General features: G+C 52.3%; 18 protein-coding genes. 5 read left to right on the top strand and 13 right to left on the bottom strand.

All coding sequences use genetic code 11. The features are described from left to right. Positions 1–879 (bottom strand): MBL fold metallo-hydrolase, encoded by an 879-nt coding sequence (locus tag JNC80_RS11875; RefSeq protein ID WP_376710457.1) that lies wholly within the window; start codon positions 877–879, stop codon positions 1–3. Between the two features lie 142 nt (positions 880–1,021). Next, on the bottom strand, positions 1,022–2,083 hold the full coding sequence (locus JNC80_RS11870) for a Tim44 domain-containing protein (protein ID WP_376710456.1): 1,062 nt from the start codon (positions 2,081–2,083) through the stop codon (positions 1,022–1,024). Between the two features lie 218 nt (positions 2,084–2,301). Here JNC80_RS11870 and JNC80_RS11865 point away from each other — a divergent pair, with 218 nt between their 5' ends. Next, complete coding sequence (locus tag JNC80_RS11865; RefSeq protein ID WP_376710455.1) at positions 2,302–3,603, top strand: metallophosphoesterase family protein; 1,302 nt, start codon at positions 2,302–2,304, stop codon at positions 3,601–3,603. Beyond that, a complete protein-coding gene (locus JNC80_RS11860; protein WP_376710454.1) occupies positions 3,603–7,100 on the top strand; it encodes an AAA family ATPase in 3,498 nt (1,165 codons plus the stop codon). The genes JNC80_RS11865 and JNC80_RS11860 overlap by 1 nt, the downstream gene beginning before the upstream one ends. Before the next feature lie 53 nt (positions 7,101–7,153). Here JNC80_RS11860 and JNC80_RS11855 read toward each other — a convergent pair whose 3' ends face one another. Continuing rightward, positions 7,154–8,668: an aq_1923 C-terminal domain gene (locus tag JNC80_RS11855; protein WP_376710453.1), complete on the bottom strand. Its 1,515-nt coding sequence runs from the start codon at positions 8,666–8,668 to the stop codon at positions 7,154–7,156. Between the two features lie 167 nt (positions 8,669–8,835). Between JNC80_RS11855 and JNC80_RS11850 the strand changes: the two genes are divergently transcribed. After that, complete coding sequence (locus tag JNC80_RS11850) at positions 8,836–10,227, top strand: FAD-binding oxidoreductase (protein WP_376710452.1); 1,392 nt, start codon at positions 8,836–8,838, stop codon at positions 10,225–10,227. Positions 10,228–10,268: 41 nt separating this feature from the next. On the opposite strand, the gene JNC80_RS11845 is transcribed toward JNC80_RS11850, so the two are convergent. The 7 genes from JNC80_RS11845 to JNC80_RS11815 all read right to left on the bottom strand — a co-directional run bounded on the left by JNC80_RS11845 (position 10,269) and on the right by JNC80_RS11815 (position 19,603). Beyond that, on the bottom strand, positions 10,269–11,873 hold the full coding sequence (locus tag JNC80_RS11845; RefSeq protein ID WP_376710451.1) for an ABC transporter ATP-binding protein: 1,605 nt from the start codon (positions 11,871–11,873) through the stop codon (positions 10,269–10,271). 1 nt (position 11,874) lies between these two features. Then, positions 11,875–13,005, bottom strand: a complete 1,131-nt coding sequence (locus JNC80_RS11840; RefSeq protein WP_376710593.1) for an ABC transporter permease — start codon at positions 13,003–13,005, stop codon at positions 11,875–11,877. Between the two features lie 13 nt (positions 13,006–13,018). Further along, positions 13,019–13,942, bottom strand: coding sequence for an ABC transporter permease subunit (locus tag JNC80_RS11835; protein WP_022711586.1), 924 nt, complete (start codon positions 13,940–13,942; stop codon positions 13,019–13,021). Positions 13,943–14,052: 110 nt separating this feature from the next. Further along, a complete protein-coding gene (locus tag JNC80_RS11830; RefSeq protein WP_022711587.1) occupies positions 14,053–15,645 on the bottom strand; it encodes a peptide ABC transporter substrate-binding protein in 1,593 nt (530 codons plus the stop codon). Positions 15,646–16,110: 465 nt separating this feature from the next. After that, the gene (locus JNC80_RS11825; RefSeq protein ID WP_376710450.1) at positions 16,111–17,256 is read right to left on the bottom strand and encodes a CaiB/BaiF CoA transferase family protein; all 1,146 of its coding nucleotides are present in this window, start codon (positions 17,254–17,256) and stop codon (positions 16,111–16,113) included. Between the two features lie 92 nt (positions 17,257–17,348). After that, positions 17,349–18,527, bottom strand: coding sequence for an acyl-CoA dehydrogenase (locus tag JNC80_RS11820; RefSeq protein WP_370637861.1), 1,179 nt, complete (start codon positions 18,525–18,527; stop codon positions 17,349–17,351). A gap of 197 nt (positions 18,528–18,724) precedes the next feature. Next, complete coding sequence (locus tag JNC80_RS11815; protein WP_225689066.1) at positions 18,725–19,603, bottom strand: LysR family transcriptional regulator; 879 nt, start codon at positions 19,601–19,603, stop codon at positions 18,725–18,727. A gap of 105 nt (positions 19,604–19,708) precedes the next feature. Between JNC80_RS11815 and JNC80_RS11810 the strand changes: the two genes are divergently transcribed. Beyond that, positions 19,709–20,128: a CidA/LrgA family protein gene (locus tag JNC80_RS11810; RefSeq protein ID WP_151159473.1), complete on the top strand. Its 420-nt coding sequence runs from the start codon at positions 19,709–19,711 to the stop codon at positions 20,126–20,128. Between the two features lie 8 nt (positions 20,129–20,136). Then, positions 20,137–20,838, top strand: a complete 702-nt coding sequence (locus tag JNC80_RS11805; RefSeq protein ID WP_151159474.1) for an LrgB family protein — start codon at positions 20,137–20,139, stop codon at positions 20,836–20,838. Positions 20,839–20,875: 37 nt separating this feature from the next. Here JNC80_RS11805 and JNC80_RS11800 read toward each other — a convergent pair whose 3' ends face one another. From JNC80_RS11800 to gcvH, 3 genes are all read right to left on the bottom strand, one after another. Further along, on the bottom strand, positions 20,876–22,267 hold the full coding sequence (locus JNC80_RS11800) for an amino acid permease (protein WP_225689064.1): 1,392 nt from the start codon (positions 22,265–22,267) through the stop codon (positions 20,876–20,878). A gap of 257 nt (positions 22,268–22,524) precedes the next feature. Then, on the bottom strand, positions 22,525–25,341 hold the full coding sequence (gene gcvP, locus JNC80_RS11795; protein WP_376710449.1) for an aminomethyl-transferring glycine dehydrogenase: 2,817 nt from the start codon (positions 25,339–25,341) through the stop codon (positions 22,525–22,527). A 3-nt stretch (positions 25,342–25,344) separates the two neighbouring features. Continuing rightward, on the bottom strand, positions 25,345–25,713 hold the full coding sequence (gene gcvH / locus JNC80_RS11790) for a glycine cleavage system protein GcvH (RefSeq protein WP_022711596.1): 369 nt from the start codon (positions 25,711–25,713) through the stop codon (positions 25,345–25,347). Between the last annotated feature and the right edge of the window lie 2 nt (positions 25,714–25,715).

The following is a 25,715-nucleotide window of genomic DNA, read 5'->3' as shown; positions in this document are numbered from 1 at the left end:
TCACTCCCACGGCGCGCCGTCAAAACGCCCGAGCGGGATTTTGATATAGCGCTGTCCGTTATCTTCCGGCTCCGGCAAACGTCCGCCGCGAATATTCACCTGCAAGGCATGGAGCATCAGTTTAGGGATCGGCAAAGTTGCATCCCGTGCCTGACGGGCGGCCACGAAACTCGCTTCATCACGGTAGCGGCTCAGATGAATATTATCCTGCAATTGTTCACCAATGCGGGATTCCCAACGGGCTTCGCGGCCGTTCGGCCGGTAATCGTGGCCGGTAAACAGGCGCGTATCTTCCGGCAATTGCAGAATGGTCTGAATACTGTTCCACAATGCAGTGGCATTGCCGCCGGGGAAGTCGGCACGCGCTGTACCGCCATCGGGCATGAATAATGTATCATGGATGAAAGCGGCATCGCCGATCACATAAGTGACCGAGGCCAGAGTATGGCCGGGAGAGTGGATCACGCGGGCATCGAGATTGCCGACTTTAAATGTCTCGCCATCTTCAAACAGATGATCCCATTGCGAACCGTCACAGGCCAGATCCGGCCAGTTATAGATTTCGCACCAGATTTTCTGCACTTGCCTGACTTCTGCACCGATAGCAGTCGGTGCGCCGGTGCGGGTGTGCAGGTAATGGGCGGCAGAAAGGTGATCGGCATGGGGATGCGTGTCGAGAATCCGCATCAGCCGGTAGCTGCGGCGCGCAATATAATCCAGCATCTCATCAGCATGATTGGTGGCAGTCTGGCCGGATTTTTCATCATATTCCAGCACGGGATCAATAATCACGCAGTCCAGTGTTTCAGGATCGGCAACAACATATTGAACCGAGCCGGTACGCTGATCGTAAAATGCGGCAATGTCTGGTTTCTGCATTTTTTACCTGCTTTCATTATCTTTTTAATTAAATATATTCGATTGCAAAAAAATGCAATCATTAAAATCTAAATATTTAAAGGCAATAAAAAAAAGCCGCCCTGAAATTCAGAGCGGCTTTTTTTAGTTTATAAATCAGGCCTTATGCAGCCTGAATTGCGGAAAGTTTCCATTCTTCAATGCGGCCATTGGCAGGACGGACAAATGTCCAGACTTCGGTGCTTTCCGAAATCTCCATGCTTTCGCCTTCAGCCAGTTCACCGGTATTGCGGTCTGCAAGATAGTCGATGCTTTCATAACGAATGGCAACGGTGGCGTAATCCTTGCCTTCTTCGCTCCAGCCTTCCGACACATCACCCTGCAGCAATTTCACATCGCTGACATGGTTGCGCAGGCCGTTGGTAGCATTCTCGCCCAGCTCTTCGGCCAGATAAGACATGGCTTCCGGCGTTGTCAGCTGACGCAGCGTACCGTAATTTTCCTGACCATAGGCAGTCTGGACTTCGGTCAGCATTTTTTCAAAATGCTCCAGATCTTCCTGTGAAACAGTCAGCGGTTTTTCTTCTACAGCAGGCTGCATCATGCTTGCAGCTGCACCCGAACTTGTATTGGCGCCAAAACCTGCTGATGGTACAGAGGTTGAAGAACGTGCATGTGTGTTGTTATCGCGCTTGCCAAACTGCGCACCCAGATTCTGCATCGGGTTCGCACGATTCGCGCCAGCATTACCGGCTCCGGCAGCAGCCGTTGCAGGCTTATTACGATTGGCAAAGAAGCGCATGGCCAGCATGGCCAGACCTGCGAACAGGGCAACCTGCAGGATCAGGCCGAGGAAACCGGCCATACCGCCCAGACCATTGCCCAGCAGCATACCGATCAGACCGCCGACCAGCAAACCGCCCAGCATGGAGCGGCCGAAATTATTGAAGAAACCAGGCTTTGCTGCATTGGCAGCCGCCGCACCCTGTGCAGGGCGGGCCTGCGCACCGGTATTCGGGGTCATGGAGCGTTCAATCGGCGCAGCAGTATTTGGTGCAGTCTGCGTTGGTGCAGGTGCCTGATAAGTTTTACTGCCGCGGCTGCCGAAGCTGCTGCCACCACCCGCACGTCTGGCATCGGCAATATCCATCGCCGAAAGCGATACAACGAGCGCCAGTCCCAATGCGACTGTGAACTGACTTAAACGTGAGGTGGCACGCAACATATGTGTCTCCTGAAAAAAGTGCTTTGTCTGCATATAGGAACGGGATTTTTCAATTGTAAGTGTTTGCCATAAGAAAATCCTATGATTTACAAGAATTTATTCAGTCAGATGAACACAGGCAGCTATGCACTTTTAAAATGCGGCGCTGCATTGATTTTTGTAACCGGCCCGTCGCATAGTCAGCGCAAAGACTTTAACCTGACTTTTCAGGAGCTGATTTGACCTATCGCTTCATTCACGCGGCGGATATCCATCTGGATTCACCGCTGCGCTCACTGGCCTTGCGCAATCAGGAACTCGCGGTGCTGATCGGCAATGCGACCCGACGTGCTTTTGAACGCATTATCGATCTGGCGTTGAGTGAACGCGTGAATGCACTGCTGATTGCCGGTGATCTTTATGACGGCGACCAGACTTCAATGAAAACCGCACGTTTTCTGGCAGAGCAGCTGCGCCGGCTGGATCAGGCAGGGATTGATGTTTTCATCATTCGCGGCAATCACGATGCGCTGTCGAAAATTACCAAAGAGCTGACCCTGCCGGAGCGGGTGCAGATTTTTGACCGCAAAGCCCGCGCGATAACGGTTTCCGCGCCGGATCATTCTCAGCCGGTGATCATTCACGGTTTGAGTTTTGCCAAACCCCATGCACCGGACAGCCTGTTGCCCAATTACGGATTGCCGGTTAGCGGAGCGGTGAATATCGGGCTGATGCATACCAGCCTCAATGGTGCCGAAGGGCATGATCTTTATGCGCCGGTCAGCGTTAATGATCTGCAATCGCATGGTTTTCATTATTGGGCGCTTGGTCATATTCATAAGCGCACGGTCTATGCACCGACTAGTCATTATAACAGCACGGTAGTAATGGCGGGTAATCCGCAAGGGCGCGATATTAATGAGGCCGGTGCGAAATCCGTAACGCTTGTGACGGTGAATGATGATGGCACTGTGCAGACAGAAGAGCGGCTGACATCAATCGCGCAATTTGAACGGGTGAGCGTGGATGTCTCGGCTTGCGAGGATTGGCGTGCTGTGATTGCGGCAGTGCATGAGGCGCTGGAAGCTAAGCGCGAAGCAACTGCAAGCGAACAGCTCGTCGCCCGTCTGCATCTGACCGGCACGACACCTCTGGCATGGCAGATGCGCCGTGACCATGATCTGCTGCTGACTGAAGCCGAGGACAGGGCAGCGCAAATTGGCGACTGCTGGATTGAAAAGCTCGAGCTTGAATGCACTCCGCCACGCAAAATACAGAAAAGCGAAGGTGCTCTGACCGTTGATCCGCTGCTGGAACTGGGCAGGCTGATTGCTGATGAGCTGGCCGACTCTAAACATTTCCAAAGTGGTCTTGCAGAGCAGATGGATGCTCTGATGAGAAGATTGCCAGCTGAGATGCGCAATGTTTTCGGCGGCGATGAAGCACAGGCGCAGGCACTGATTGCTGATTTATTGCAAAAAGGCAGTGAGGATGTGCTGGCAGAATTGAGTGCGGCCGCTCAGGCAGAGGAACAGGCATAATGCGGATTAATCGTCTGGATCTCACCCGCTATGGCCGCTTTACCGACCATGTGTTGGACTTTGGCGCGGCAGATCAGGGCAAACCTGATTTGCATATTATTTACGGGCCGAATGAAGCGGGAAAATCAACCACATTTTCGGCGCTGCTCGATCTGCTCTTCGGTATTGAGCATAAAAGCCGCTATGATTTTCTGCATTCTTATTCAGCGATGAAAATCGGCGCTTCCCTGCAATTGCAGGGCGCAACGCAGGAACTTGTGCGCACCAAAGCGCGCAATAACAGTCTGAGTGATCCGGCTGGCCGCGTTTTGCCGGAAACACTGATTTCCGACGAATTAGGCGATATTGATCGTAATGCCTATCGCATGATGTTCTCACTGGACGATGACACATTGGAAGAAGGCGGCGATGCGATCCTTGCCAGCAAGGGTAATCTTGGTGAATTGCTGTTTTCGGCCAGTGCCGGCCTTGCGGGCATCAGCCAGAATCTCAATTTGCTGCGCAGCCGCGCAGATCAGTTCTATCGTTCTGGTGCGCGTACAGGCGGGCTGGTTGATCTCAATGCGCAATTGAAAGAGCTTGAAACTGCGAAAGCCGAGCTGGATGCGAAAAGCTCGGCACAAAGCTATAGCAAATTGAGCGACAGTTTCCGGCAGGCCGAGGCGGAATATCAGCAGGCTCTGACTGCGCATGGGCAGATAAGAGGCCGCATTGCAGAGATTGAGGCTATGCTCAATGCGCTGCCGCATTATCACCGGCTGCATCGCCTGCGTGAAGACCTGACTGCTTTTGCAGATATTCCGGCGGTGCCTGCCGGTTTTGCTGATGAGCAGCCACGATTGATGATCGATGATGCGGAATTGCGCGTTCGTGTTGAAAATCAGGCGGCAGAGATAGCGCGGCTTGAACGGGAAATTGCGGAAATCCATCCTGATGAAAATGCGCTGAACCTCGCTGGCACTGCCGGACATTTGCAGGATCTGCAGGCACGGTTTGTAACGGCAGAAAAGGATCTGCCGGAGCGGGAAGCTGCGTTACGTGCTGAGCAGCATAAAATTGAGGCGCTGCTGTTCCGTCTGGGACGGGATATCAAAACTGATCCCCGCGCATTGCTTATCAATATTCAGGCAGAAACGGCATTGCGCAGCCTGATTGAGCAGCGCTCCGGTATTACGGCAGCCTTGCAAATGACCGGCAAGGAATTGGCTGTTGCGGAAGAGCGGCTGAAACTTGCGCAGGATAAGTTGAAGCAAAGCGGCATCACGCAGGCACATTGCGATCCTGCATCAATGCGTTATCTGCATGATCTGCTGAACCGTTTGCGCAGTGAGGATTTGAGCAATTCTTTGCGACTGGCCGATCAGGCTGCACGGGAAGAAGAAGCGCAACTGCATGAAATCTGGCAGGCACTGCCTTATCGTCAGGATGATTTTGAGACTGATCTGAAGCTACTCGTCACTTTGGCAGTGCCGGATGTGGCGGAAGTGGAAACCGCAGGGCGGGAGTTGCAGGCGCTGCAAAACCGCTGGCAACAGACACAGGATAATCAGGCCAAAAACACCGATGAAATGGTGCAATTGCGCGCGCAATTGCAGGCTGTGCAGCAAAATAGTCTGGTTATCACGCAGGAACAGGCTGCGGAACTGCGCCAAAATCGCAATGCCGCATGGCAGCAGCATCGTAAGAGCCTGAGCAGTGAAAGTGCAGATGCGTTTGAGCGCTATCTGATGCAAGACGATCAGGCTGTGCATAACAGGCTGACACAAGCCGCAGAATTTGCTCGCGCCATGCAATTGCGGGAACGGCTTGCTGTGCTTGAGGCACAGAACCTCCATCTTCAAAATTCCGGCACGGCGGCACAGACGGAATTGCAGGCGGTGGAAGCACGTCTCACTATATGGCAGCAACAGCTTGTACCGGTCTGCAAAGAGAACCTAACAGCGGGCAGTTTATTGCGCTGGATGGAAAAGCGCGAAGCTTTACTGCAAAAGCGTCAGCTTTGGTTACGCGCCTGCCGGTCACGTGATGAGAAGCTGGTACAAATCAGACAGGCGGAAACTGATCTGACTACGGCACTACAACAGGTCGGTGTAGCTGCTGCGGAAACTGGCTTAAGCGCACTCCAGACGCAAGCCGTCACTCTGCATGACAGTTTTCAGCTGTATACCGGTTTGCAGGCCGAATTGGCGGAGCGGGAGCAGGAACTGCGCCGACGTTGTAAAGATGCTGATGAGATTCAGGCACAGGATGTGCAGTGGCAGCAAGACTGGGCAAGCACTTGTCAGGCCACATGGCTGGGGCAGGCGGATGCTGTTCCGGCGCTGGATGAGGTGCGTGAAATTCTGAACCTGATGGCAGAATTGGCTCCGGCACTGGAGCGCAGTCATGATCTGGCGCAGCGTATCCATGCGATGCACGACGATCAGGCAGCCTATCGTCGTGAGACGGAAGCTTTGGCACAACGTCTCGGTCTGCCAGTGCAGACATCGGCGGGTGAGGGGATACCGGTCGCCGAGCTTGCTCTGCATAGCGCACAGCGCATTCGTAAAGCAGAAGAAGAACACAAAAAACTGCAAGAGCTGCAAGGTCGTTTGGCGGAAGCGGAACAGCACAGGCTGCAATTGAACCAGAAAGCCAGTGAGTTGAATGCCAGAAAGCAGGCTATGCTCACGCAATTGCAGGCGGATACGCTGGAAGATGCCGGTTTTAAAATTCAGGCCGGTGCTAAAAAAACGCAGCTGGAACAAGTGCTGACGGATGAAGAGCAAACGATTATCCATTTGCTGAAACTGGCAAATCCGGCAGAAGCTGAAGACCTGCTGGCGCAAGCCGATAGTGGTGAACTCAAAGAACAATTGCTGAGTCTGCGTGAACAGGATGAGGCACAGGACAGGCATAAACAGGAACAATATCGCCTGAAAATGCAGGCTGAGCAGCTTTTGCGTGAGGCACAGGCCGGTGATGACAGTGCTGCAAAGCTGGATGAACAGCGCCGTACCTTATTGCTGGAGATTGAAGAAAAATCGAAACAATATCTGCGTTTGCGTTTTGGTATCAGTGCGGCGGAACAGGCTTTGCGCCTTTATCGCGATCAGCATCGCTCATCCATGATGGCGCAGGCATCAGAGGCCTTTGCCGCGATCAGTCAGGGCAGTTATCGCCAGCTGACAACGCAGACCGACAAGGACAGTGAAATTCTGATTGCAGTGGCTGCCGATGGCAGTTCAAAAACGGCGGATCAACTGTCTAAGGGCACGCGGTTTCAGCTTTATCTGGCTTTGCGTATCGCCGGTTATTATGAATTTGTGTCGCGCCGTCCGATGCCGTTTATCGCCGATGATATTATGGAAACATTTGACGATGATCGTGCGCGGGAAACTTTCCGGCTGTTCACACAAATGGCCGGTCAGGGGCAGGTGATCTATCTGACCCATCACCAGCATTTATGTGAGATCGCGCAGGATGTGTATCCGGATGTGCGTTTGCATCAGCTCTGATACGCAATGAAGATACAAAAAAGCCTGCATCCGGAGATGCAGGCTTTTTACTTTTATTTATTGGCTTCGACTTTGACGCCAAGCACTGACCAGAGTTTTTTCGGCTCAGCCATACCAACCGCAGTCAGAATACCGAAGGTCACCGGATTTTCTGGCTGGATTTTAAAGCTGATTGATTTCGGTGCATCCAGATATTCGCCCACGGCCTTAGCGGCCTCAACAACAAGCGGCTCATTTTCAAAATAAGCAACGCCGATCTGCAGCTGGTCTTTCATTTCCTGCACGAGTGCTTCACGGGTAATACCGCGTTCTTTTGCCTGATAGTCCAGCACTTTACCGAAGAAATTCGCATCATCGTAACGCAATTCCATATTGCTGATGGACAGGTTCTGCAACATGCCCACAGCTGCAATCTGCATGGAAGTGTTGTCGCCGCCGTCTTCCATCACACTGGTCAGCAGATCCTGCACAGCTTTGATGAATTTCAGATTATAACCGCCCATTGCGAGCTTATAATTATAAGTACCGATATTCTGACCGCTAATGGTCATCTGATCGACAGTATATTCGCCGCTATAAGGTGACCAGGTGCCTTTGCCATCCATGGTCAGATGAATTTTTTCCAGTCCGAGCGCACGGATTGCGTCCATGTCCAGATCACTGGTATCTTCTGCCAGTTCTTCCGCGTCGCCACTGTCTTCAACCGTCTCGTCAGTATTGTCTGTGGCAATATCTGTATTCGCATCGGCTGCAACCGCAGCATCAGCCTTGTCAGCAGGGGCGGCATCATCGGTTGCCGGTGCAGCACTTTCGGTGGTCGCTTCCGCGGCATCTGCTGCTTCCTGTGCAGCTTCTTCTGCCGCCTTCGTGGCTTCCTCTACAGATTTCTGAAATTCAGCGGCTTCTTTTTTCTTCTTTTCCTGATCGATGCGGTTTGCTTCTTCAAGATCGACCTTCAGCGCTTCAATGCCCCAGCTGTAATTGCTGGCTTTTTCTTTGCTGAAAGGTTCCTGCGCGAAATGTACGCCGTTCAGTTCAAAAACCGGCTTGCCTTCGACCGTGACACTGATGGCACCGAGATGAAAGCTCTCGGCATATTGCATACGGCCGAGCAGATCGACTTTCGGGTCCTTGGTCAGTTTGACATTGTTGAAGCGGATATCTGAGGTGGTGAAAACGCTGTTGTCTTCAACAATTTTGACATCATCAAATGCGGCTTTTTCAACGAGATAAACATCACCTTCGCCCTCGGTAATATTGCTCAGCGTAATCTTGCCGAGATTAACAGGGGCGTTGTCTTTCTCGTCCTTTTCCACTTCTTCTGTTTCGTCAGCCGAAGTTTTAGGCATAGCAATCTGTGCTTTTGCATCATGCAGAATGACATTTTTGCCGTCGGTTTCTGCTTTGGAGAATGTCAGCTCCACCATCTGTTCTTTGAGCAGAGCCTGCAGACGCTTTGCAACATCATCACCTGTCCATGCCAGTGCAGTGCCAGCCCAAAGCGGCGCGATCACAGCAGTCAGAACGAAAGTTTTGGCAAAAGCAGAGCGGGACATATTCAATGGCATGAGAAACCTCAGTAAAAAGAACGGACAATATTAATTTTGACCGCAGGATGATTGCTGCCGAACTTATTAAAAAACAGAACGACCTGAAGCGTAATAATTTTGTAAATCCCTATAACAATTCAGAACCAATTCCAATAAACATAATCTCACAAATCAAGGGGAATGAAATGCAAAGCGCTTCTGTCCGGCAGTTACTGCTGGAAAAACTATCCGGACTTCTCGGTAAAGACATTCAAACCGGTTCTGATCTTGATATTTCGCATCTGAGTGACTGGAGCGATGAGCAGGGCGGCACACCGCTGGCTCTGGTTCTGCCTCGGGATACGCAAACTGTTTCTGAAATTCTGAAACTCTGCAATGAATACCGTATCGCTGTTGTTCCGCAGGGCGGACTGACCGGCCTTGCCGGCGGCGCAGTGCCGGTACAGGATTGTGTGCTACTGTCGCTGCGCAATATGAACCGCATTGAGACAATCAATGCGCAGGCCGGAACGATGATTGTCGAGGCCGGTGCCATTTTGCAGAATATTCAGGATGCAGCGCGCAATGCAGGCATGAATTTTGCGCTGGATTTGGGCGCGCGCGGTTCCTGCCAGATCGGTGGCAATATTTCCACCAATGCGGGCGGCAATCGTGTGATCCGCTATGGCATGACCCGTGATCTGGTGCTGGGTCTGGAAGCGGTGCTGGCAGACGGCACAATTCTCAGCATGATGAATGAAATGCCGAAAAACAACGCGGCGCTGGATATGAAGCATCTGTTTATCGGTGCGGAAGGGACAATGGGGGTTGTGACCCGTGCCGTGCTGCGTCTGCGTCCGGGGATCGGCGGTGCCAATGCCGCAGTCGTTGCGCTTGAGAATTTTGAGAATGCCCTGAATTTGCTGAATTATGCGCAAAAGCGTCTTTCCGGTCGCGTCAGCGCTTTTGAAGCCATGTGGGGCGACTATTACAACATGGCTGCGAAATATGCCCGCGCACCACTCGAAGGCAGCTATCCGCTTTATGTGTTGATGGATATGCAGGGCGCTGAACCGGATGCGGAAGCGGATTTGTTCCAGTCGGTTCTGGAACATGCCTTGGAAGAGGGCTGGATTGCCGATGCTGCCATTGCTCAATCCCATCGTGAGGCCGAAGAATTCTGGACAATGCGCGATGCCATTGCGGAAATCATGACCCATGAAGGCCCGTGCATCGGTTTTGACGTGTCAGTCCCGCAAACACAGATCGGTGCAACGGTAGATGCTATTCAGGCAGCATTGCAGAACCGCTATCCGGGCATGACCAGCCTGTTTTTCGGCCATGTCGGTGATTGTAATTTCCATATTGATATTACAAAATACACGGATTTTACCGAAGATGACCGTGCGGTTGAAGATATTGTCTATGACATTATCCGCACATTTAAAGGCTCGGTTTCAGCGGAACACGGTATCGGCCTGCATAAAAAACCGTGGCTGCATTACAGCCGCAGCGCTGCCGAATTGCAGACTTTGAAAACACTGAAAGCGGCGCTTGATCCGCATAATATTCTCAATCCCGGTAAAGTTCTGGACTGATAATGAAAAAGGCCGGAGCTTCAACTCCGGCCTTTAAAATTTTACGCTCCGAAGCGTTTCTCACTCATTGAGGCCTGCATCAGCGCTTTGGTATAATCCTCACGCGGTGCATCAAAAATCTGCTCGGTCTGACCTTCTTCAACCACTTTTCCGGTTTTCATCACCAGAATATAATCGGAGAGGGCGCGTACCACTGCCAGATCATGGCTGATGAACAGATAGGACAGGCCGTATTTTTCCTGCAAATCTCGCAGCAAAGTGACGACTTGTTTTTGCACTGAGCGGTCAAGTGCACTGGTCGGCTCATCCAGCACAATCACTTTCGGCTTCAGGATCATCGTACGTGCAATCGCAATACGCTGACGCTGGCCACCGGAAAATTCATGCGGATAGCGGTTGCGCATTGAAGGCTCAAGGCCAACCTCTTTCAGCGCTTCACCCGCACGGATATCCCGCTCTTTGGCGGACAGTTCTGGCTCATGGATCAGCAGTCCTTCGGTGATAATCCGCCCTACTGTCATACGCGGGCTGAGCGAGCCGAACGGATCCTGAAACACCAGCTGCAATTCGCGGCGTTTCGGGCGCATTTCCTGCGGGTCTGTCGGTAGCTCTTTGCCGAGATAAGCAATACGCCCGTCTGATTTCAGCAGGCGCAGAATAGCACGGCCGAGTGTGGATTTGCCGGAGCCGGATTCTCCCACAATGCCGATGGTCTGCCCCTGTTTGAGATTGAGCGAAATACCATCCACCGCCCGCAGAACAGTTTGCGGTTTCAGCCAGCCTTTTGCCAGATTGAAAGTGACAGACACATCATCTGCCTCAATCAGCAAAGGGGCTGCTTCCGGTGGTGCGGCTTTGGTGCCTTCCGGCTCTGCATCAAGCAGCATTTTTGTATAGGCATGCTCGGGAGAAGAGAAAATTTTCTCCGTTGCACCGCTTTCAACCACTTCACCGGAGCGCATGACGCAGACCTGATCGGCAAAACGTTTCACAATCCCCAGATCATGGGTAATGAAAACGATGGCCATGCCAAGACGCTTCTGCAAATCGGCCAGCAGTTCCAGAATTTGCGCCTGAATGGTTACATCCAGCGCCGTTGTCGGCTCATCGGCTATCAAAATATCCGGATCATTCGCCAATGCCATGGCAATCATCACACGCTGGCGCTGACCACCTGACAACTCATAAGGATAGCTGTCGATGCGACGTTCCGGTTCGGGAATGCCGACCAGTTTCAGCAGTTCCAGAATGCGCGGACGTGCCTGCGCTTTGCTCATCCCGCGATGGAAACGCAAAGGCTCGGCCAGCTGGTCGCCGATTTTATACAGCGGATCAAGCGAAGTCATCGGCTCCTGAAAAATCATGGTGATTTTGGCACCACGGATTTTATTCAGCTCTTTGTCGGACATGCCGACCAGATCCTGACCACGATAGAGTGCCTGACCGGTCGCTTTACCATTCGACGATAGCAATCCCATGATCGCCATGGTTGTCTGGCTTTTGCCGGAACCGGATTCACCAACAATTGCGACGGTCTCGCCGGATTTCACATCAAGGCTGATACCGCGTACCGCATGAACCGGCCCGTCATTGGTTTCAAATGTTACGCGCAGATCGCGTACAGATAAGACTGTTTCTGCTGTCATCTTAACGGTCCTTCGGATCAAGGCTGTCACGCAGGCCGTCGCCCAGGAAGTTCAGCGCAAAGAGAATGAGTGTCAGGGTGACCGCAGGGAAAATCAGCTGCCATGAAGCGCCGCGCATGTTCTGCGCCCCTTCAGAGATCAGCAGGCCGAGCGATGTCATCGGGTCCTGAACACCAAGACCGAGGAAGGACAACAAGCTTTCAAGCAGAATGGCTTTCGGTACCAGCAGGGTAACGAAAACAATCACCGGCCCCAGCGCGTTCGGAATAATATGACGGGTAATAATACCGCGTCGTGTTGCACCGAGCGCTTCTGCCGCCTGCACAAATTCCTGCCGTTTGAGGCTCAGGGTCTGACCACGCACAATTCGTGCCATATCCAGCCATTCCGTTGCACCGATGGCAATGAAGATGATGATAATCGACCGCCCGAAAAACACCAGCATCAGAATGACGAAGAAGATGAAGGGCAGAGAATAGAGAATATCGACAATACGCATCATGATATTGTCGGCACGTCCGCCGAGATAACCGGAAATAGCGCCATAGCTGACGCCGAGAACAAGCGCCATAACGGAAGCCAGCAGACCGATAGCCAATGAGATACGCACCCCGATAAAGGTACGGGTCATCATATCGCGACCGAGATTATCGGTGCCGAAGAAGAAGTAATTCCGTGCCACATCCAGCGAGAGCTTGCCGCTCAGCTTGTCGGCTGCCAGTTCAAGGCTCGGATTGCTGAACAGATCGGAACGTTCGAAATAACGCAGAACGCGCTGATCCAGTTCACGTCCTGCACTTGAGGTCACGTCAATAGTGAGTTTCGAACCGGCAAGTTCCGGTTCTCCGCCTTTCAGGCGCGCGCGCGCCATTTCCCGCTCAAGGCCGGGAATAATCGTATCCGCACGCGGGTAAGCCTCAAGGCTTGGTGCCACGCGTACAAATTGCGGATAGATTTTTTCATAAGGATGCGGGCTGATCATCGGCCCGAAAATCCCGACGAGTGACAGAAAAATCAGTACAATGGCACTGGCAACAGCGGCGCGGTTGCGGCGCAGTCTGATCCATGCATCCTGCCAGAGGGAACGGCCGGCAACAGCTGTGTTGCCTTCCGGTGCACCGTGAGACGGCATATTTGTTGAGATATCAGTCATAGCGCACCCGCGGATCAAGATAAGCATAGATCAGGTCAACAACGAGGTTGAACAGCACGACAAAGACCGAGATGACGACAACAGTGCCCATCACCAATGTATAGTCGCGCCCCAATGCGCCTTGTACGAAATAGCGGCCGATACCCGGAATACCGAAAATGGTTTCCACAACGACGGAACCGGTGAGCAAAGCTGCGGCTGTCGGCCCTAGATAGGAAACAGCGGGAAGCAAAGCGGCACGCAATGCGTGAACACCAACAACAATGCGGGCAGGCAGACCATAGGCACGGGCGGTGCGCACATGATTGGCACGCAGGGCTTCAATGGTTGAGCCGCGCACTAAGCGGGCAATCACCGCCACTTGCGGCAGTGCCAGTGTGGTGATCGGCAAAATCCAATAGGTGAAATTGGCGGAAGACCAGCCACCGGCAGGCACCCAGCCGAGAATAACGCCGAAGAACAGGCTGAGCAGCGGTGCGACAACGAAATTGGGGGTGGTGATGCCGAATGTTGCAACGGCAACAATGGTATAATCCAGCCATGAATTCTGGCGCAAGGCGGCAAGCGCGCCGAGCAATGTGCCGAGAATGGCGGCAAGTGTGAGAGCCAGACCACCGAGCATGATGGAAACCGGCAAGCCGGAAGCGAACAGATCATTGACCGTAAAATCACGGCGGGCAAAGCTCGGGCCCAGATCACCTTGAAGCAGATTGCCTAAATAAATCAGATATTGCTGCCATAAAGGCGCATCCATATTATAGGCTTTTTTCAGGTTTTCGAGGATCAGCGGATCAATCGGGCGCTCAAGATCAAACGGGCCGCCCGGAACAAGCCGGATCATGAAGAAGGTCAGCGTGATGATGATAAATATCGTCGGGATCGCGCTGGCCAGCCGCCGCAGCGTATAGCTCAACATATAATTTTCCTGACTGCAACCTTCATAAAAATAATGGCTGCGGCAAAGTTAAAATAGTTTGATATGCAACAGGCTGCATAGGTGAATATGCAGCCTGCCAGTAAAAATACTTACTGTTTGAGCGACAGCCAGCGGGTTGCGTGTGCATCCATCAGATTGTCATACCAGCCTTCGATATTTTCGGAGACCAGAGCGCGTGATGAATAATACAGCACCGGAATAACGGCTGTTTCTTTGAGCAACAGACGTTCCGCATCGGCAAGAATTTCCGCGCGGGCTTTAAGATCTGTTGTGGCTTCAGCTTTAGCCATCAGAGCATCGTAGTCTTTGTTCTTCCACTTGGAATAGTTAAAGCTGACGTCACTCTGGGTCAGGAACAGGAAGTTCTGCGGATCATTATAATCGCCGATCCAGCCTGCGCGGGCGATGTCAAAAGGACCATCTTCACGCAGGAAGTTGAAATAGGTAGCACCTTCGGTTTCATTGAGCGTGGCTTTGATGCCGATATTGCTCAGCATATCCGCAATCGCGGCCATTGTGTTCTTGTGGTTCTCGGATGTGTTATAGAGCAGTTCGATTGACAGGCTGCCCGGCTCAACACCGGCTTCTTTCAAAAGCTCTTTAGCTTTATCTTCACGTTCCAACATGTCTTTGTCGGCATATTCAGCCTTCACACCGCCTTCAACATAATTGGCAATGCCCGGAGGAACCACGGAATAGGCCGGAAGCATTGTGCCCTGCCAGACCTGTTCTGCCATGAATTCACGGTCAATCGCCATGGAGATGGCTTCACGAACACGCGGGTCTTTCAGTTTACTGTCGGCAACTTTACCTTTAACCGGCAGATAATAGGAGCCGAGATAAGGGGCAATACGGAATTCTTTAGCCAGTTTGCTCTTCACATAGTCCATCTGTTCGGATGGAACGTCGGAGCAGACCTGCACTTCTTTGGCTTCAAAGCGGCGCATGCAGCTGGCGCGGTCTTCGAAAGGAATCCAGTTAACAACATCGATCTTGACCTGATCGGCGTCATAGAAGTTCGGATTCTTCTTCATGACGATTTTGTCGTTTGGTGTAAAGCTGACCAGCTGATAGGCACCATTGGTGACCATTTTGCCCGGTGTTGTGAATTTATCACCGTTTTCTTCAACGCTTTTCTTGTTCATCGGCAGACCGGTCTGGTGGGTCAGCAGCTCAAGAAAATACGGTGTCGGGCCTTTCAGCGTAATTTTGAGGGTCAGATCATCGACCGCTTCAACGCCCAGATCTTCAAGTGGTTTCTTACCACCAACCACATCTTCAGCATTTTTAATCGGGAACAGCATGCTGGCATAACCGGCAGCAGTTTTAGGATCCATAATGCGGCGGAATGTGAACAGGAAATCACCGGCAGTTACCGGATCGCCATTCGACCATTTGGCATCGTCACGCAGGTGGAATGTGTAAACCAGACCGTCTTCGGAAATATCCCAGGACTTGGCGGTGGCAGCAACAGCTTCGCCTTTGGCGCTCTGACGGACAAGGCCGTCATAGAGATCGGCCATGATGCGGCCTTCGGAAACGGTGGATGTGCGGTGATGATCCAATGTTGCCGGATCTGTGTCGTTACCACGGTTCAGAACGACTTCAGCAGATGCCGCACCGGCAAAAGCGCCGGTCAGTGTGAGTGCGCAGACACCTGCGAGCAAAATTTTACGATACATATAACCCTCCCTGTTAAAGTACTGAGACGGATTCTAGTATGAGTTTTTCAGGCAGAGTCAAACATCTATTTTCAGTTCTCAGCCGTGCGCCTTTAGTCGAAGGAGAATATTTTAAAACAAAAGAGAAACTTTGTTATTAATCGCAATATTATTGGCTAATTCTAAAATTTTATTACAAAGAACGAAACTAAAACAAATTGCCAGAAAATCATATTATTCAATGGGATAAAATATTTTATCAACACTGATAATTTAAGTAAAATACAATAAATATGGCTGATGAAAAAAAATTGCCTTTATGTGGATAAAAACCCCGCCATTTTAGCGGACAAGACCTTCATTCTGCAGGCAAATCAGCCAAATCACGAGTCAGTTTTGTAACAGCAATATGCCGGCATCTGGTTTATCGGACGATCAGCCAATAAAAAGGCCGCTGAAAGCGGCCTTCTGAAGTGCTGGTTTTGGTTATTTTTCAGAGTTCAATTCTGCCAGAATTTCCTCTGTATGCTCACCTAAACGCGGGGAGCGCAGACCTGTTTTAAGCTCTGCATTGGAGAATTTCAGCGGCGTGCGCAGTCCCGGAACACCTTGATTGTCCACTCGCATCTGGCGGGCAATAAATTGCGGATCGCTGAATACATCGGCAATGGTATTGATCGGCCCTGCCGGTACAGCGAGCTTTTCCAGTGCGGCCAACAGATCATCGCGCAGCCATGCAGATGTTTTTGCTTCAAGCTGAGCTGTCAGTTCGTCACGGTTTTGTACGCGAGCCGCATTGGTGCGGAATTTCTCATCCTCAGCCAGTTCCGACAGCTCCAGCAAACCTGCCAGTTTGGCGAATTGGCCATCATTACCGCAGGCGATGATGAAATAGCCGTCTTTCACCGGCAATGTCTGATAAGGCGCAATATTCGGATGCGCATTGCCGAGACGTTTCGGCGCTATACCGGAAGCGAGGAAATTCATTGCCTGATTGGCGAGAACGCCGGTCATGCAATCAAACAGCGACATATCAATATGCTGACCGAGACCTGTTACCTGACGATGCAGCAGCGCGGACTGAATACCGATGACACCGTAAAGACCGGTGATAATATCGACCAGTGCCACGCCGATTTTCTGCGGCTCGCCTTTCGGGTCGCCGGTAATATCCATAATGCCGCTCATGCCCTGAATCATGAAATCATAACCGGCACGCGCTGCATAAGGCCCGTCATGACCGAAACCGGTGACGGAGCAATAGATCAGACGCGGATTGACTTCCTTCAGGGTTTCATAATCAAGGCCGTATTTTTTCAGGCCGCCGAGTTTGAAATTCTCGATGACAATATCGGCATCTTTGATGAGTTTGAGAACGGTTTCACGCCCTGCATCTTCACGAAAATCGCAGATGATCGAGCGTTTACCGCGATTGCAGGCATGATAATAGGCGGCTGACTGTTCCGCACCGTCGTCAATATAAGGCGGACCCCATTTGCGGGTATCATCGCCCTCAGGGCTTTCTACTTTAATGACATCGGCACCGAGATCAGCCAATGTCTGGCCGATCCACGGCCCTGCAAGAATACGTGCCAGTTCAACGACTTTAATGCCTTCCAACGGCGCCTGCATCAGATTTGCTCCGGATATGAAAAACCCGCTTCCATCAGTTATGCCGCTGAAAAATCAGCGTCATACAGAGAGAAGCGGGCGATTATCAGTTATTAAAAGAATGCCTGAAGACCGGTCTGCGCACGGCCGAGGATCAGCGCGTGAACATCATGGGTACCTTCATAGGTATTCACTGTTTCCAGATTCTGCGAATGACGCATCACGTGATATTCGATCTGAATACCGTTGCCGCCATGCATGTCGCGAGCCTGACGGGCGATGTCGAGCGCTTTACCGCAATTGTTGCGCTTCATCAGCGAAATCATTTCCGGTGCGAATTTGTGATCGTCCATCAGACGGCCAACGCGCAGCGAGCCCTGAAGGCCGAGCGTGATTTCTGTCTGCATATCAGCCAGCTTTTTCTGGAAAAGCTGTGTCTGCGCCAGCGGGCGATTGAACTGCTTGCGATCCAGACCATATTGCAGCGCACGGTGCCAGCAATCTTCTGCCGCACCGAGAACACCCCAGGAAATACCATAGCGGGCGCGGTTGAGGCAGCCGAACGGACCTTTGAGGCCGGAAACATTTGGCAGCAGGGCATCTTCGCCGACTTCCACGCCGTCCATCACGATTTCACCGGTGACGGAAGCACGCAGGGAAAGCTTGCCGCCGATTTTCGGTGCGCTCAGACCTTTCATGCCTTTTTCAAGCACAAAACCGCGGATTTGATTGTCATGGGCAACAGATTTCGCCCAGACAACGAACACATCGGCGATCGGGGAGTTGGAAATCCACATTTTCGAGCCATGCAGCTTGTAACCGGTCGCGGTTTTTTCCGCGCGGGTTTTCATGCCTGCAGGATCGGAACCGGCATCAGGCTCGGTCAGACCAAAGCAGCCGATCAGCTCACCGGACACCAGACCCGGCAGATATTTGTCTTTCTGCTCTTCCGAACCATAGGCAAAAATCGGGTAGATCACGAGTGAGGACTGCACGCTCATCATCGAACGATAGCCGGAGTCAATGCGCTCTACTTCGCGGGCAACAAGACCGTAGGAAACATAATTGGCTTCCGCCGCGCCGTATTTTTCCGGCAATGTCACACCGAGCAGACCGGCCTGACCCATCAGGCGGAACAGTTCAGGCTGCACAGCTTCTTCAAGATAGGCTTCTTCAATGCGCGGCAGCAGTTCGCTCTTGGCAAAAGCCGCAGCGGAATCGCGGATCATGCGTTCATCATCAGACAACTGATCATCGAGCAGGAACGGATCGCTCCATGAAAATTTTGTCATGTCACTCATTTACTATCTCCCGAAAAATTTGGCTCATTCTCAGACGACTACCCCAAAACTGCAAACCCTTATTTGCACTTTAGTCATGAATTCTACGCATCAACTCGGCAATACTTAGCTTGGATATGTGCGGTTTTATCAGGCGGTTCGGGAGAAACGAGCCTGAATTTCCTGACAATAATGTCTGCCAACCCTTATCAGTGCTGAAAACGTGCGGCCAGTTCCAACCATGCACGCGCCGCATGAGGCAGATAAGCGCCGCGCCGCCAGACCCATGCCATGTCCCATGAAAGATCCGGCTCAGTGAGGGTAATATGGCGGACACCGTCGCGCACCCGTTGTTCAGCAATCAGACGCGGAAGAAAGCCGATACCAAGCCCTGCATAAACCAGCTCGATGATGAAATTAATCTGGCTGGAACGTGCGGCAATGGATGGTGTGAAACCCTGACTACGGCAGGCATTGAGAATGATCGGATTGAGCGCAAAGGCACTGTCAAACAGGATAAACGGCATATCCTGTAATTGTTTTAAGGGAATAAACGGTTGATCGGCCAGCGGGTGCGAAGCAGGGATCAGCACATCAATCGGCTCTTTGCGGACATTTTGCCAGTCAAATTCATCCGGCGCAGGCAAGAGGGATGCACCGAGATCCACTTCACCGTCGCGCACCATATCTTCGAGTTTTTTACTGCCATGTTCAACAAGATGAATATCAATGCCGGGATAAAGACGACGGTAAATCGCAAACATTGGTGCAAATAGTGCGTCACTGCCGATCGGCGGCAGCCCAAGCCGTAGCACGCCCTTGGTCAGCCCCTGTAATTCTGCCAGTTCGGTTTTCAGATCATCCTGTTCTGCCAGCATACGTAAGGCGCGTTGGAATACCACTTCACCGGCATCGGTCATCACCGATTTATGACCGTTGCGGTCGAGCAGGGTCACGCCAAGTTCGTCTTCAAGCTGACGCACGGCTTTGCTGACAGCTGATTGCGTGAGGAAAACAGTCTTGGCAGCCTGTGTGAAACCGCCTTGGCGGACAACCTCGGCGAATATCCGTAATGTGCGCAGTTCCATTGGTATTCCATTTGGGACTTAACTCTATTCAATCAATTCATTTTTATCATGAATGGGTTTGGCGTATAAAGGGGAAAATAATTTACATGAAAAGAGTGCCATAAAATGTCTCCAGCTCAAATGTCGGGAGGAGTCCGTCATTGGGTACAAAACAGCCGGATCGGCCAGATCGCTTTGATCGCCGGTTTCTGGGCTTTGGGGGAGGGTATCGCCAGAATAACGCATTTGCCTGTGCCGGGCAGTGTCATCGGCTTGTTCCTGTTATTCATACTGTTGATGACCGGCGGTATGAACCTGCTGACTGTGCGCCGTGGTGCGCAATGGTATCTGGCAGAGATGCTGCTGTTCTTTATCCCTGCAGTTCTTGCCGTACTCGATCACCATGAGTTTTTCGGTCTGCTGGGTCTGAAAATTCTCGCGGTTATTCTGCTCGGCACGGTCATTGTTATGATCTCCACCGCATTGGCGGTTGAAGCGGGTTTGCGTCTGAGCCGCTATTTGCAAAAGATGAGACATTCATCATGAGCGGGATCATGGACTATCTCACCCCCGCACTCGGAATGATGGTGCTGTGGTCTGCGGCAACGATCCTGTTCTATCTGCTGGCGAAAAAGCTTTACCGCCGCTGGCCGCGTGTCTGGTTTTCACCGCTTATTGCCGCGCCGGTTTTGCTGATTGCGGCGGTGCTGCTGATGCGCACCAGCTATGCGGAATATAATAGCGCAACACATTGGCTGGTGATGCTGCTCGGCCCTGCAACCGTTGCTTTTGCGGTGCCGATTTATGAACAACGGGCAGTGATCCGGCAATATTGGCCGGTTTTGTTGTTCGGTGTGCTGGTCGGCAGTTCTGTTGCCATTCTCTCGGCATGGGGGCTGGCTTCGCTGCTCAGTCTTGACGGCAGTTTGCGGCTCAGTCTGATCCCGCGTTCTGTGACTTCGCCTTTTGCCATGGCTTTGTCGGAAGATATTGGCGGTATTCCTAATCTGACCGCTTTGTTTGTGGTCGTGACCGGTGTGATTGGCGCAGCACTGGGCGATACAATCCTGCGTTTTCTGCCATTGAAATCCGGCCTTGCCCGGGGTGCTCTGTTCGGCATGGGCGCGCATGGTGCAGGTGTGGCCAAAGCTCAGCAACTGGGTAAAGAAGAAGGTACCATTGCCGGTCTGGTGATGGTGCTGGTCGGTCTGGTCAATGTTTTTGCCGCACCGCTGATACGCTGGATTTTGCTGTAATAAAAAAGGCCACTCTGACGAGTGGCCTTTTTAGTTTTTATACGCTTTTCTTGCGCATGAAGAAATAAATCACGCCGAGCAGGACAAACCATACCGGTGTAATCAGCAGTGCCTGTGCCGTGTCAGCCTGCTGTGCCAATGCCCAGAGGATGAAAGCAAAGAACGCAAACACCATAATGATGGCTGCATAACCGCCCGGCATTTTGAAGTTTGATTTTGCATGGAGATCAGGACGCTTACGGCGATATTGCACATAAGATGCCAGAATGATCGACCAGACAAAGATAAACAGCAGAGCCGAAATTGTGGTCACAATGGTGAAAGCTTCAATAATGCTCTGTCCTGCGTAAAGCAGCACAACACCTGCCAGCAGGAATGTGCAGGAGAAGAACAGCGCATTGACCGGCACATGACGGTGGTTCAGCTTGCCCAGTGTTTTTGGTGCCAGAGCATAGCTTGCCAGACCAAAAATCATACGCGATGTCGAGTAAATACCGGAATTGGCGCTGGAAGCCGCAGAGGTCAGTACCACGAAATTCACCACATGCGCGGCAATGCCGAGGCCTGCGAGCGAGAACATGGCGACAAACGGACTGCTCGACGGGTCAACCTGGTTCCAAGGCATCACAGTCATGATGACAAAGAGCGAACCGAGATAGAACAGCACAATACGCACAGGGATCGAGTTGATCGCCTTTGGCAGATTGCGCTCCGGATTTTCGGTTTCAGCGGCGGCGGTACCAACAAGCTCAATACCGACAAAAGCGAAAACCGCGATCTGGAAACCGGCAACAAAACCGAAGAAACCATTCGGGAAGAAGCCGCCCTGATCCCACAAATGGGTAATGGAAGCCGCAGTACCGTTTGGTGACACATAGCCGGAACTGAGCATGACAACGCCGGTAATAATCAGCGCAACAATGGCAACAATCTTAATCAGCGCGAACCAGAATTCGATTTCACCAAAATTGCGCACATTCGGCAAGTTCAGCGCAACCAGAACCACGATCAGGCCGAGTGCGGGAATCCACAAAGCCAGTTCAGGGAACCAGAACGACATATAACCGGCAACGGCTACAACATCGGCAATACCGGTAACAATCCAGCACAGCCAATAGGTCCAACCGGTAAAAAACTGCGCCCATGATCCGAGATAATCACCGGCAAAATCAGCAAAAGAGCGATAATTCAGATTGGACAGTAACAGCTCGCCTAAAGCGCGCATCACGAAAAACAGCATGAAGCCGATAATCGCATAGACCAGCAGGATTGACGGGCCTGCGAGCGAAATTGTTTTGCCCGAGCCCATGAAAAGGCCGGTACCAATAGCACCGCCGATGGCGATCAGCTGCAAATGGCGGTTTTTGAGATTACGGGCAAGATGCGGCTCTTCCTCTTGGGAATGCGGGTGCCCCGATGCAGTATCCATTCAGTATGCCTCACAATTCATCTGCCAGCGGATTTTCCCTCCTGAAATCCAAGAAAATACACTGGTTAGTTTTCTGCATGCTTCGCCGGTGCGGGATGATTCCACAGCACTGGCAAACACCCTGAGCGATTACTCCTGTGTGCTTTCAAGGGAAAGCAAAATTTGCATGAGGTTAGACTAATGTCGCATAAGGCGGTGCCGTGGTTTGTCGGACAAAAGAAAAGGCCCTGATTTTCATCAGGGCCTTTCTGATTGTTTTAGTCTGTATAAGCATCCATCGGCGGGCAGGAGCAAACCAGATTGCGGTCGCCGCCTACGTTGTCGATGCGCGATACCGGAGCCCAATATTTGGAAGCCGGATCCATATTTTTCGCAGGGAAGGCTGCTTCCTTACGGGAATACGGATGTTTCCAGTCGTCGAGCATGGTGTCTGCAACGGTGTGCGGTGCATTGGCCAGCGGATTGTCATCCTGCGGCCACTCACCGGCTTCGACCTTAGCCGCTTCCTTGGCGATGGAGATCATAGCGTCGCAAAGACGATCCACTTCAGCCTTGGATTCGGATTCGGTCGGTTCAACCATCAGCGTACCGGCAACCGGCCATGACATGGTCGGGGCGTGGAAACCGTAATCGATCAGACGCTTGGCAACATCTTCAACGGTCACACCGGCTTTGTCTTTCAACACGCGGGTGTCAACGATGCACTCATGCGCAACGCGATTGTTCGCACCGGTATAAAGGATCGGATAATGATCCTTCAGGCGCTCAGCAATGTAGTTGGCATTGAGAATGGCCACTTCCGTTGCATTTTTCAAACCGGCGCCGCCCATCATACGGATATACATCCATGTGATAACGAGGATAGACGCACTGCCGAATGGTGCAGCGGAAACCGCATTGTCGCTGCCTGCGTTCACGTGACCTGGCAGGAATGGTGTCAGATGTGCGCCAACGCCGATCGGGCCGATGCCCGGGCCGCCGCCGCCATGCGGAATGCAGAAAGTTTTATGCAGGTTCATGTGGCAAACGTCGGCACCGATATCGGCCGGACGTGCCAGACCAACGAGCGCATTGAGGTTCGCACCGTCGAAGTAAACCTGACCGCCATTCGCGTGAATGATTGTGCAGATCTCACGGATGGTTTCTTCAAACACACCGTGTGTGGACGGATAGGTGATCATCAGCGCGGACAGCGTATCGCGATACTGCTCTGCCTTGGCTTTCAGATCGGCCACATCAATGTCACCGTCTTCGAGACAGTTGACGACAACCACTTTCATGCCTGCCATCTGCGCACTGGCCGGATTGGTACCGTGTGCGGAAGACGGGATAAGGCAGATATTGCGGTTTTCGTCGCCATTGGCGCGGTGATAACGGCGGATTGCCAGAAGACCGGCATATTCGCCCTGACTACCGGCATTCGGCTGCAGGGATACAGCGTCAAAACCGGTTACTTCGCAAAGCCATGCTTCGAGATTGTCGGTCAGAACCTTGTAGCCTTCCAGATGCGCCTGTGGTGCAAAAGGATGCAGACCACCGACGGTCGGCCATGAGACGGGCATCATTTCAGCAGCAGCATTCAGCTTCATGGTGCAGGAGCCGAGCGGGATCATCGCACGGTCAAGCGCCAGATCCTTGTCTGCCAATTTGCGCAGGAAACGCATCATTTCGGTTTCTGAACGATAGCTGTGGAATGCAGCCTGTGTCAGGAAATGTTCGTCACGCGGCGCATCCGGCAACAGACGAGCCGCTTTTTCAACAGGCTGCGCACCGAACAATGCAACCAGAGCCAGATAATCATCTTCCAGCGAGGTTTCATCGAAAGTGACAGACACAGTATCAGCATCAATGACGCGGATCAGGCGATCGCCTGCCAACGCCTTGTCAGCATAATCCTGTGCTTTGCCTTTAACCGTTACAGTCACTGTATCAAACAGCTGCCCGCCAAATTTGTCACTGGCCAGTTCAAAGCCGGCAGCTTTCAGCGAGGCTGCAAAGCGGGCAGTGATCGCATGAACGGCATCAGCAATAGCCTGAAGGCCTTTCGGGCCGTGCCAGATTGCATAAGATGCAGCCATGTTGGCCAACAGTGCCTGAGCGGTACAGATATTCGATGTCGCTTTATCACGACGAATATGCTGTTCGCGGGTCTGCAGTGCCAGACGATAGGCCGGGCGGCCATGCGCATCGAGCGACTGACCAACGATACGGCCCGGAATGATACGGGTGAGGTTTTCTTTCACACCGAGATAAGCAGCGTGAGGACCACCATTACCCATTGGCACGCCGTAGCGCTGCATGGAACCGACAGCAATATCGGCACCCCATGAGCCCGGAGACTGGGTAATGGTCAGCGCCAGAGGATCGGCAACGGCGACAACCAGAGCGCCGGTCTGTTTGGCGCTGGCGATAATACGGGTGAAATCACCGTAAACGCCGCGTGTATCCGGCCAAGGAATGATCACAGCAGCGGTTGTGGTATCCACTTCGCCGCCAACTTCAATGATCATGCCATGCGGTTCTGCACGGGTGTTCAGAACATCCAGTGTCTGCGGGTGCAATTCACCGGCAATCACCATTTTCGGACGTTTTTCACGGTGATGGCGGTAAGCAATGCCAACAGCTTCAGCAACGGCGGTTGCTTCATCCAGAAGCGATGCACAGGCAACCGGCAGGCCGGTCAGTTCTGTCACCAATGTCTGGAAATTGAACAGCAGCTCAAGGCGACCCTGACTGATTTCAGCCTGATACGGTGTATAGGCTGTGTACCATGCCGGATTTTCAAAAAGGTTGCGCTGAATAACCGGCGGCACATGGGTGCCGTGATAGCCCGCACCGTAGAAGCTTTTGGCAACCACGTTGCGACCCATAATGCCGGACAGTTCACTCAGAGCTGCGGCTTCATCAAGCGGAGCAGGCAGGTTGAGTGCGCGGTCAAGACGAATTGACTGCGGCACTGCCTGACTGATGAGAGCGTCCAGCGACGGCAGACCAAGCGCCGACAGCATTTCCTGCTGTTCACTGGCGCGAGGGCCGATATGGCGCTCTACAAAAGGAAGAGATGATGATGCCATGATTTAGCCAACCAGTGCCTGATAACCGGCAGCGTCGAGCAGACCTTCGAGCTGAGCTGCATCGGAGATTTTCATCTTCCACAGCCAGCCTTCGCCTTCTGCCGCGCTGTTGACGAGCGCAGGGTTGCCATTGAGTTCTTCGTTGATTTCAATGACTTCACCGTTAAGCGGTGCATACACATCGGATGCAGCTTTTACAGACTCAACCACAACAATGGCTTCGCCTTTTTCCACAACGCGTTCAACTTCAGGCAGTTCTACGAAAACGAGGTCGCCGAGCTGTTCCTGAGCGTGGTTGGTGATGCCGACAGTTGCAATGTCGCCTTCAACGCTGAGCCATTCATGATCTTCGGTAAAAAAGATTTTAGGCATGC

It is taken from the genome of Pseudochrobactrum lubricantis (assembly GCF_041929865.1).
Lineage (GTDB): Bacteria > Pseudomonadota > Alphaproteobacteria > Rhizobiales > Rhizobiaceae > Pseudochrobactrum > Pseudochrobactrum saccharolyticum.
The sequence above is the reverse complement of the archived record's forward strand: the minus strand, read 5'-3'. Positions and strand labels throughout refer to the sequence as shown.

What these genes read in the sequence shown, in the direction of transcription:
- JNC80_RS11825 (WP_376710450.1), bottom strand. Translation starts at nt 17,256, where the DNA reads ATGCAGGCGCCGTTGGAAGGCATTAAAGTCGTTGAACTGGCACGTATT.
- gcvP (WP_376710449.1), bottom strand. Translation starts at nt 25,341, where the DNA reads ATGGCATCATCATCTCTTCCTTTTGTAGAGCGCCATATCGGCCCTCGC.
- JNC80_RS11870 (WP_376710456.1), bottom strand. Translation starts at nt 2,083, where the DNA reads ATGTTGCGTGCCACCTCACGTTTAAGTCAGTTCACAGTCGCATTGGGA.
- JNC80_RS11860 (WP_376710454.1), top strand. Translation starts at nt 3,603, where the DNA reads ATGCGGATTAATCGTCTGGATCTCACCCGCTATGGCCGCTTTACCGAC.
- JNC80_RS11830 (WP_022711587.1), bottom strand. Translation starts at nt 15,645, where the DNA reads ATGTATCGTAAAATTTTGCTCGCAGGTGTCTGCGCACTCACACTGACC.
- JNC80_RS11855 (WP_376710453.1), bottom strand. Translation starts at nt 8,668, where the DNA reads ATGCCATTGAATATGTCCCGCTCTGCTTTTGCCAAAACTTTCGTTCTG.
- JNC80_RS11800 (WP_225689064.1), bottom strand. Translation starts at nt 22,267, where the DNA reads ATGGATACTGCATCGGGGCACCCGCATTCCCAAGAGGAAGAGCCGCAT.
- gcvH (WP_022711596.1), bottom strand. Translation starts at nt 25,713, where the DNA reads ATGCCTAAAATCTTTTTTACCGAAGATCATGAATGGCTCAGCGTTGAA.
- JNC80_RS11840 (WP_376710593.1), bottom strand. Translation starts at nt 13,005, where the DNA reads ATGCCGTCTCACGGTGCACCGGAAGGCAACACAGCTGTTGCCGGCCGT.
- JNC80_RS11875 (WP_376710457.1), bottom strand. Translation starts at nt 879, where the DNA reads ATGCAGAAACCAGACATTGCCGCATTTTACGATCAGCGTACCGGCTCG.
- JNC80_RS11845 (WP_376710451.1), bottom strand. Translation starts at nt 11,873, where the DNA reads ATGACAGCAGAAACAGTCTTATCTGTACGCGATCTGCGCGTAACATTT.
- JNC80_RS11850 (WP_376710452.1), top strand. Translation starts at nt 8,836, where the DNA reads ATGCAAAGCGCTTCTGTCCGGCAGTTACTGCTGGAAAAACTATCCGGA.
- JNC80_RS11805 (WP_151159474.1), top strand. Translation starts at nt 20,137, where the DNA reads ATGGACTATCTCACCCCCGCACTCGGAATGATGGTGCTGTGGTCTGCG.
- JNC80_RS11820 (WP_370637861.1), bottom strand. Translation starts at nt 18,527, where the DNA reads ATGACAAAATTTTCATGGAGCGATCCGTTCCTGCTCGATGATCAGTTG.
- JNC80_RS11810 (WP_151159473.1), top strand. Translation starts at nt 19,709, where the DNA reads ATGTCTCCAGCTCAAATGTCGGGAGGAGTCCGTCATTGGGTACAAAAC.
- JNC80_RS11835 (WP_022711586.1), bottom strand. Translation starts at nt 13,942, where the DNA reads ATGTTGAGCTATACGCTGCGGCGGCTGGCCAGCGCGATCCCGACGATA.
- JNC80_RS11815 (WP_225689066.1), bottom strand. Translation starts at nt 19,603, where the DNA reads ATGGAACTGCGCACATTACGGATATTCGCCGAGGTTGTCCGCCAAGGC.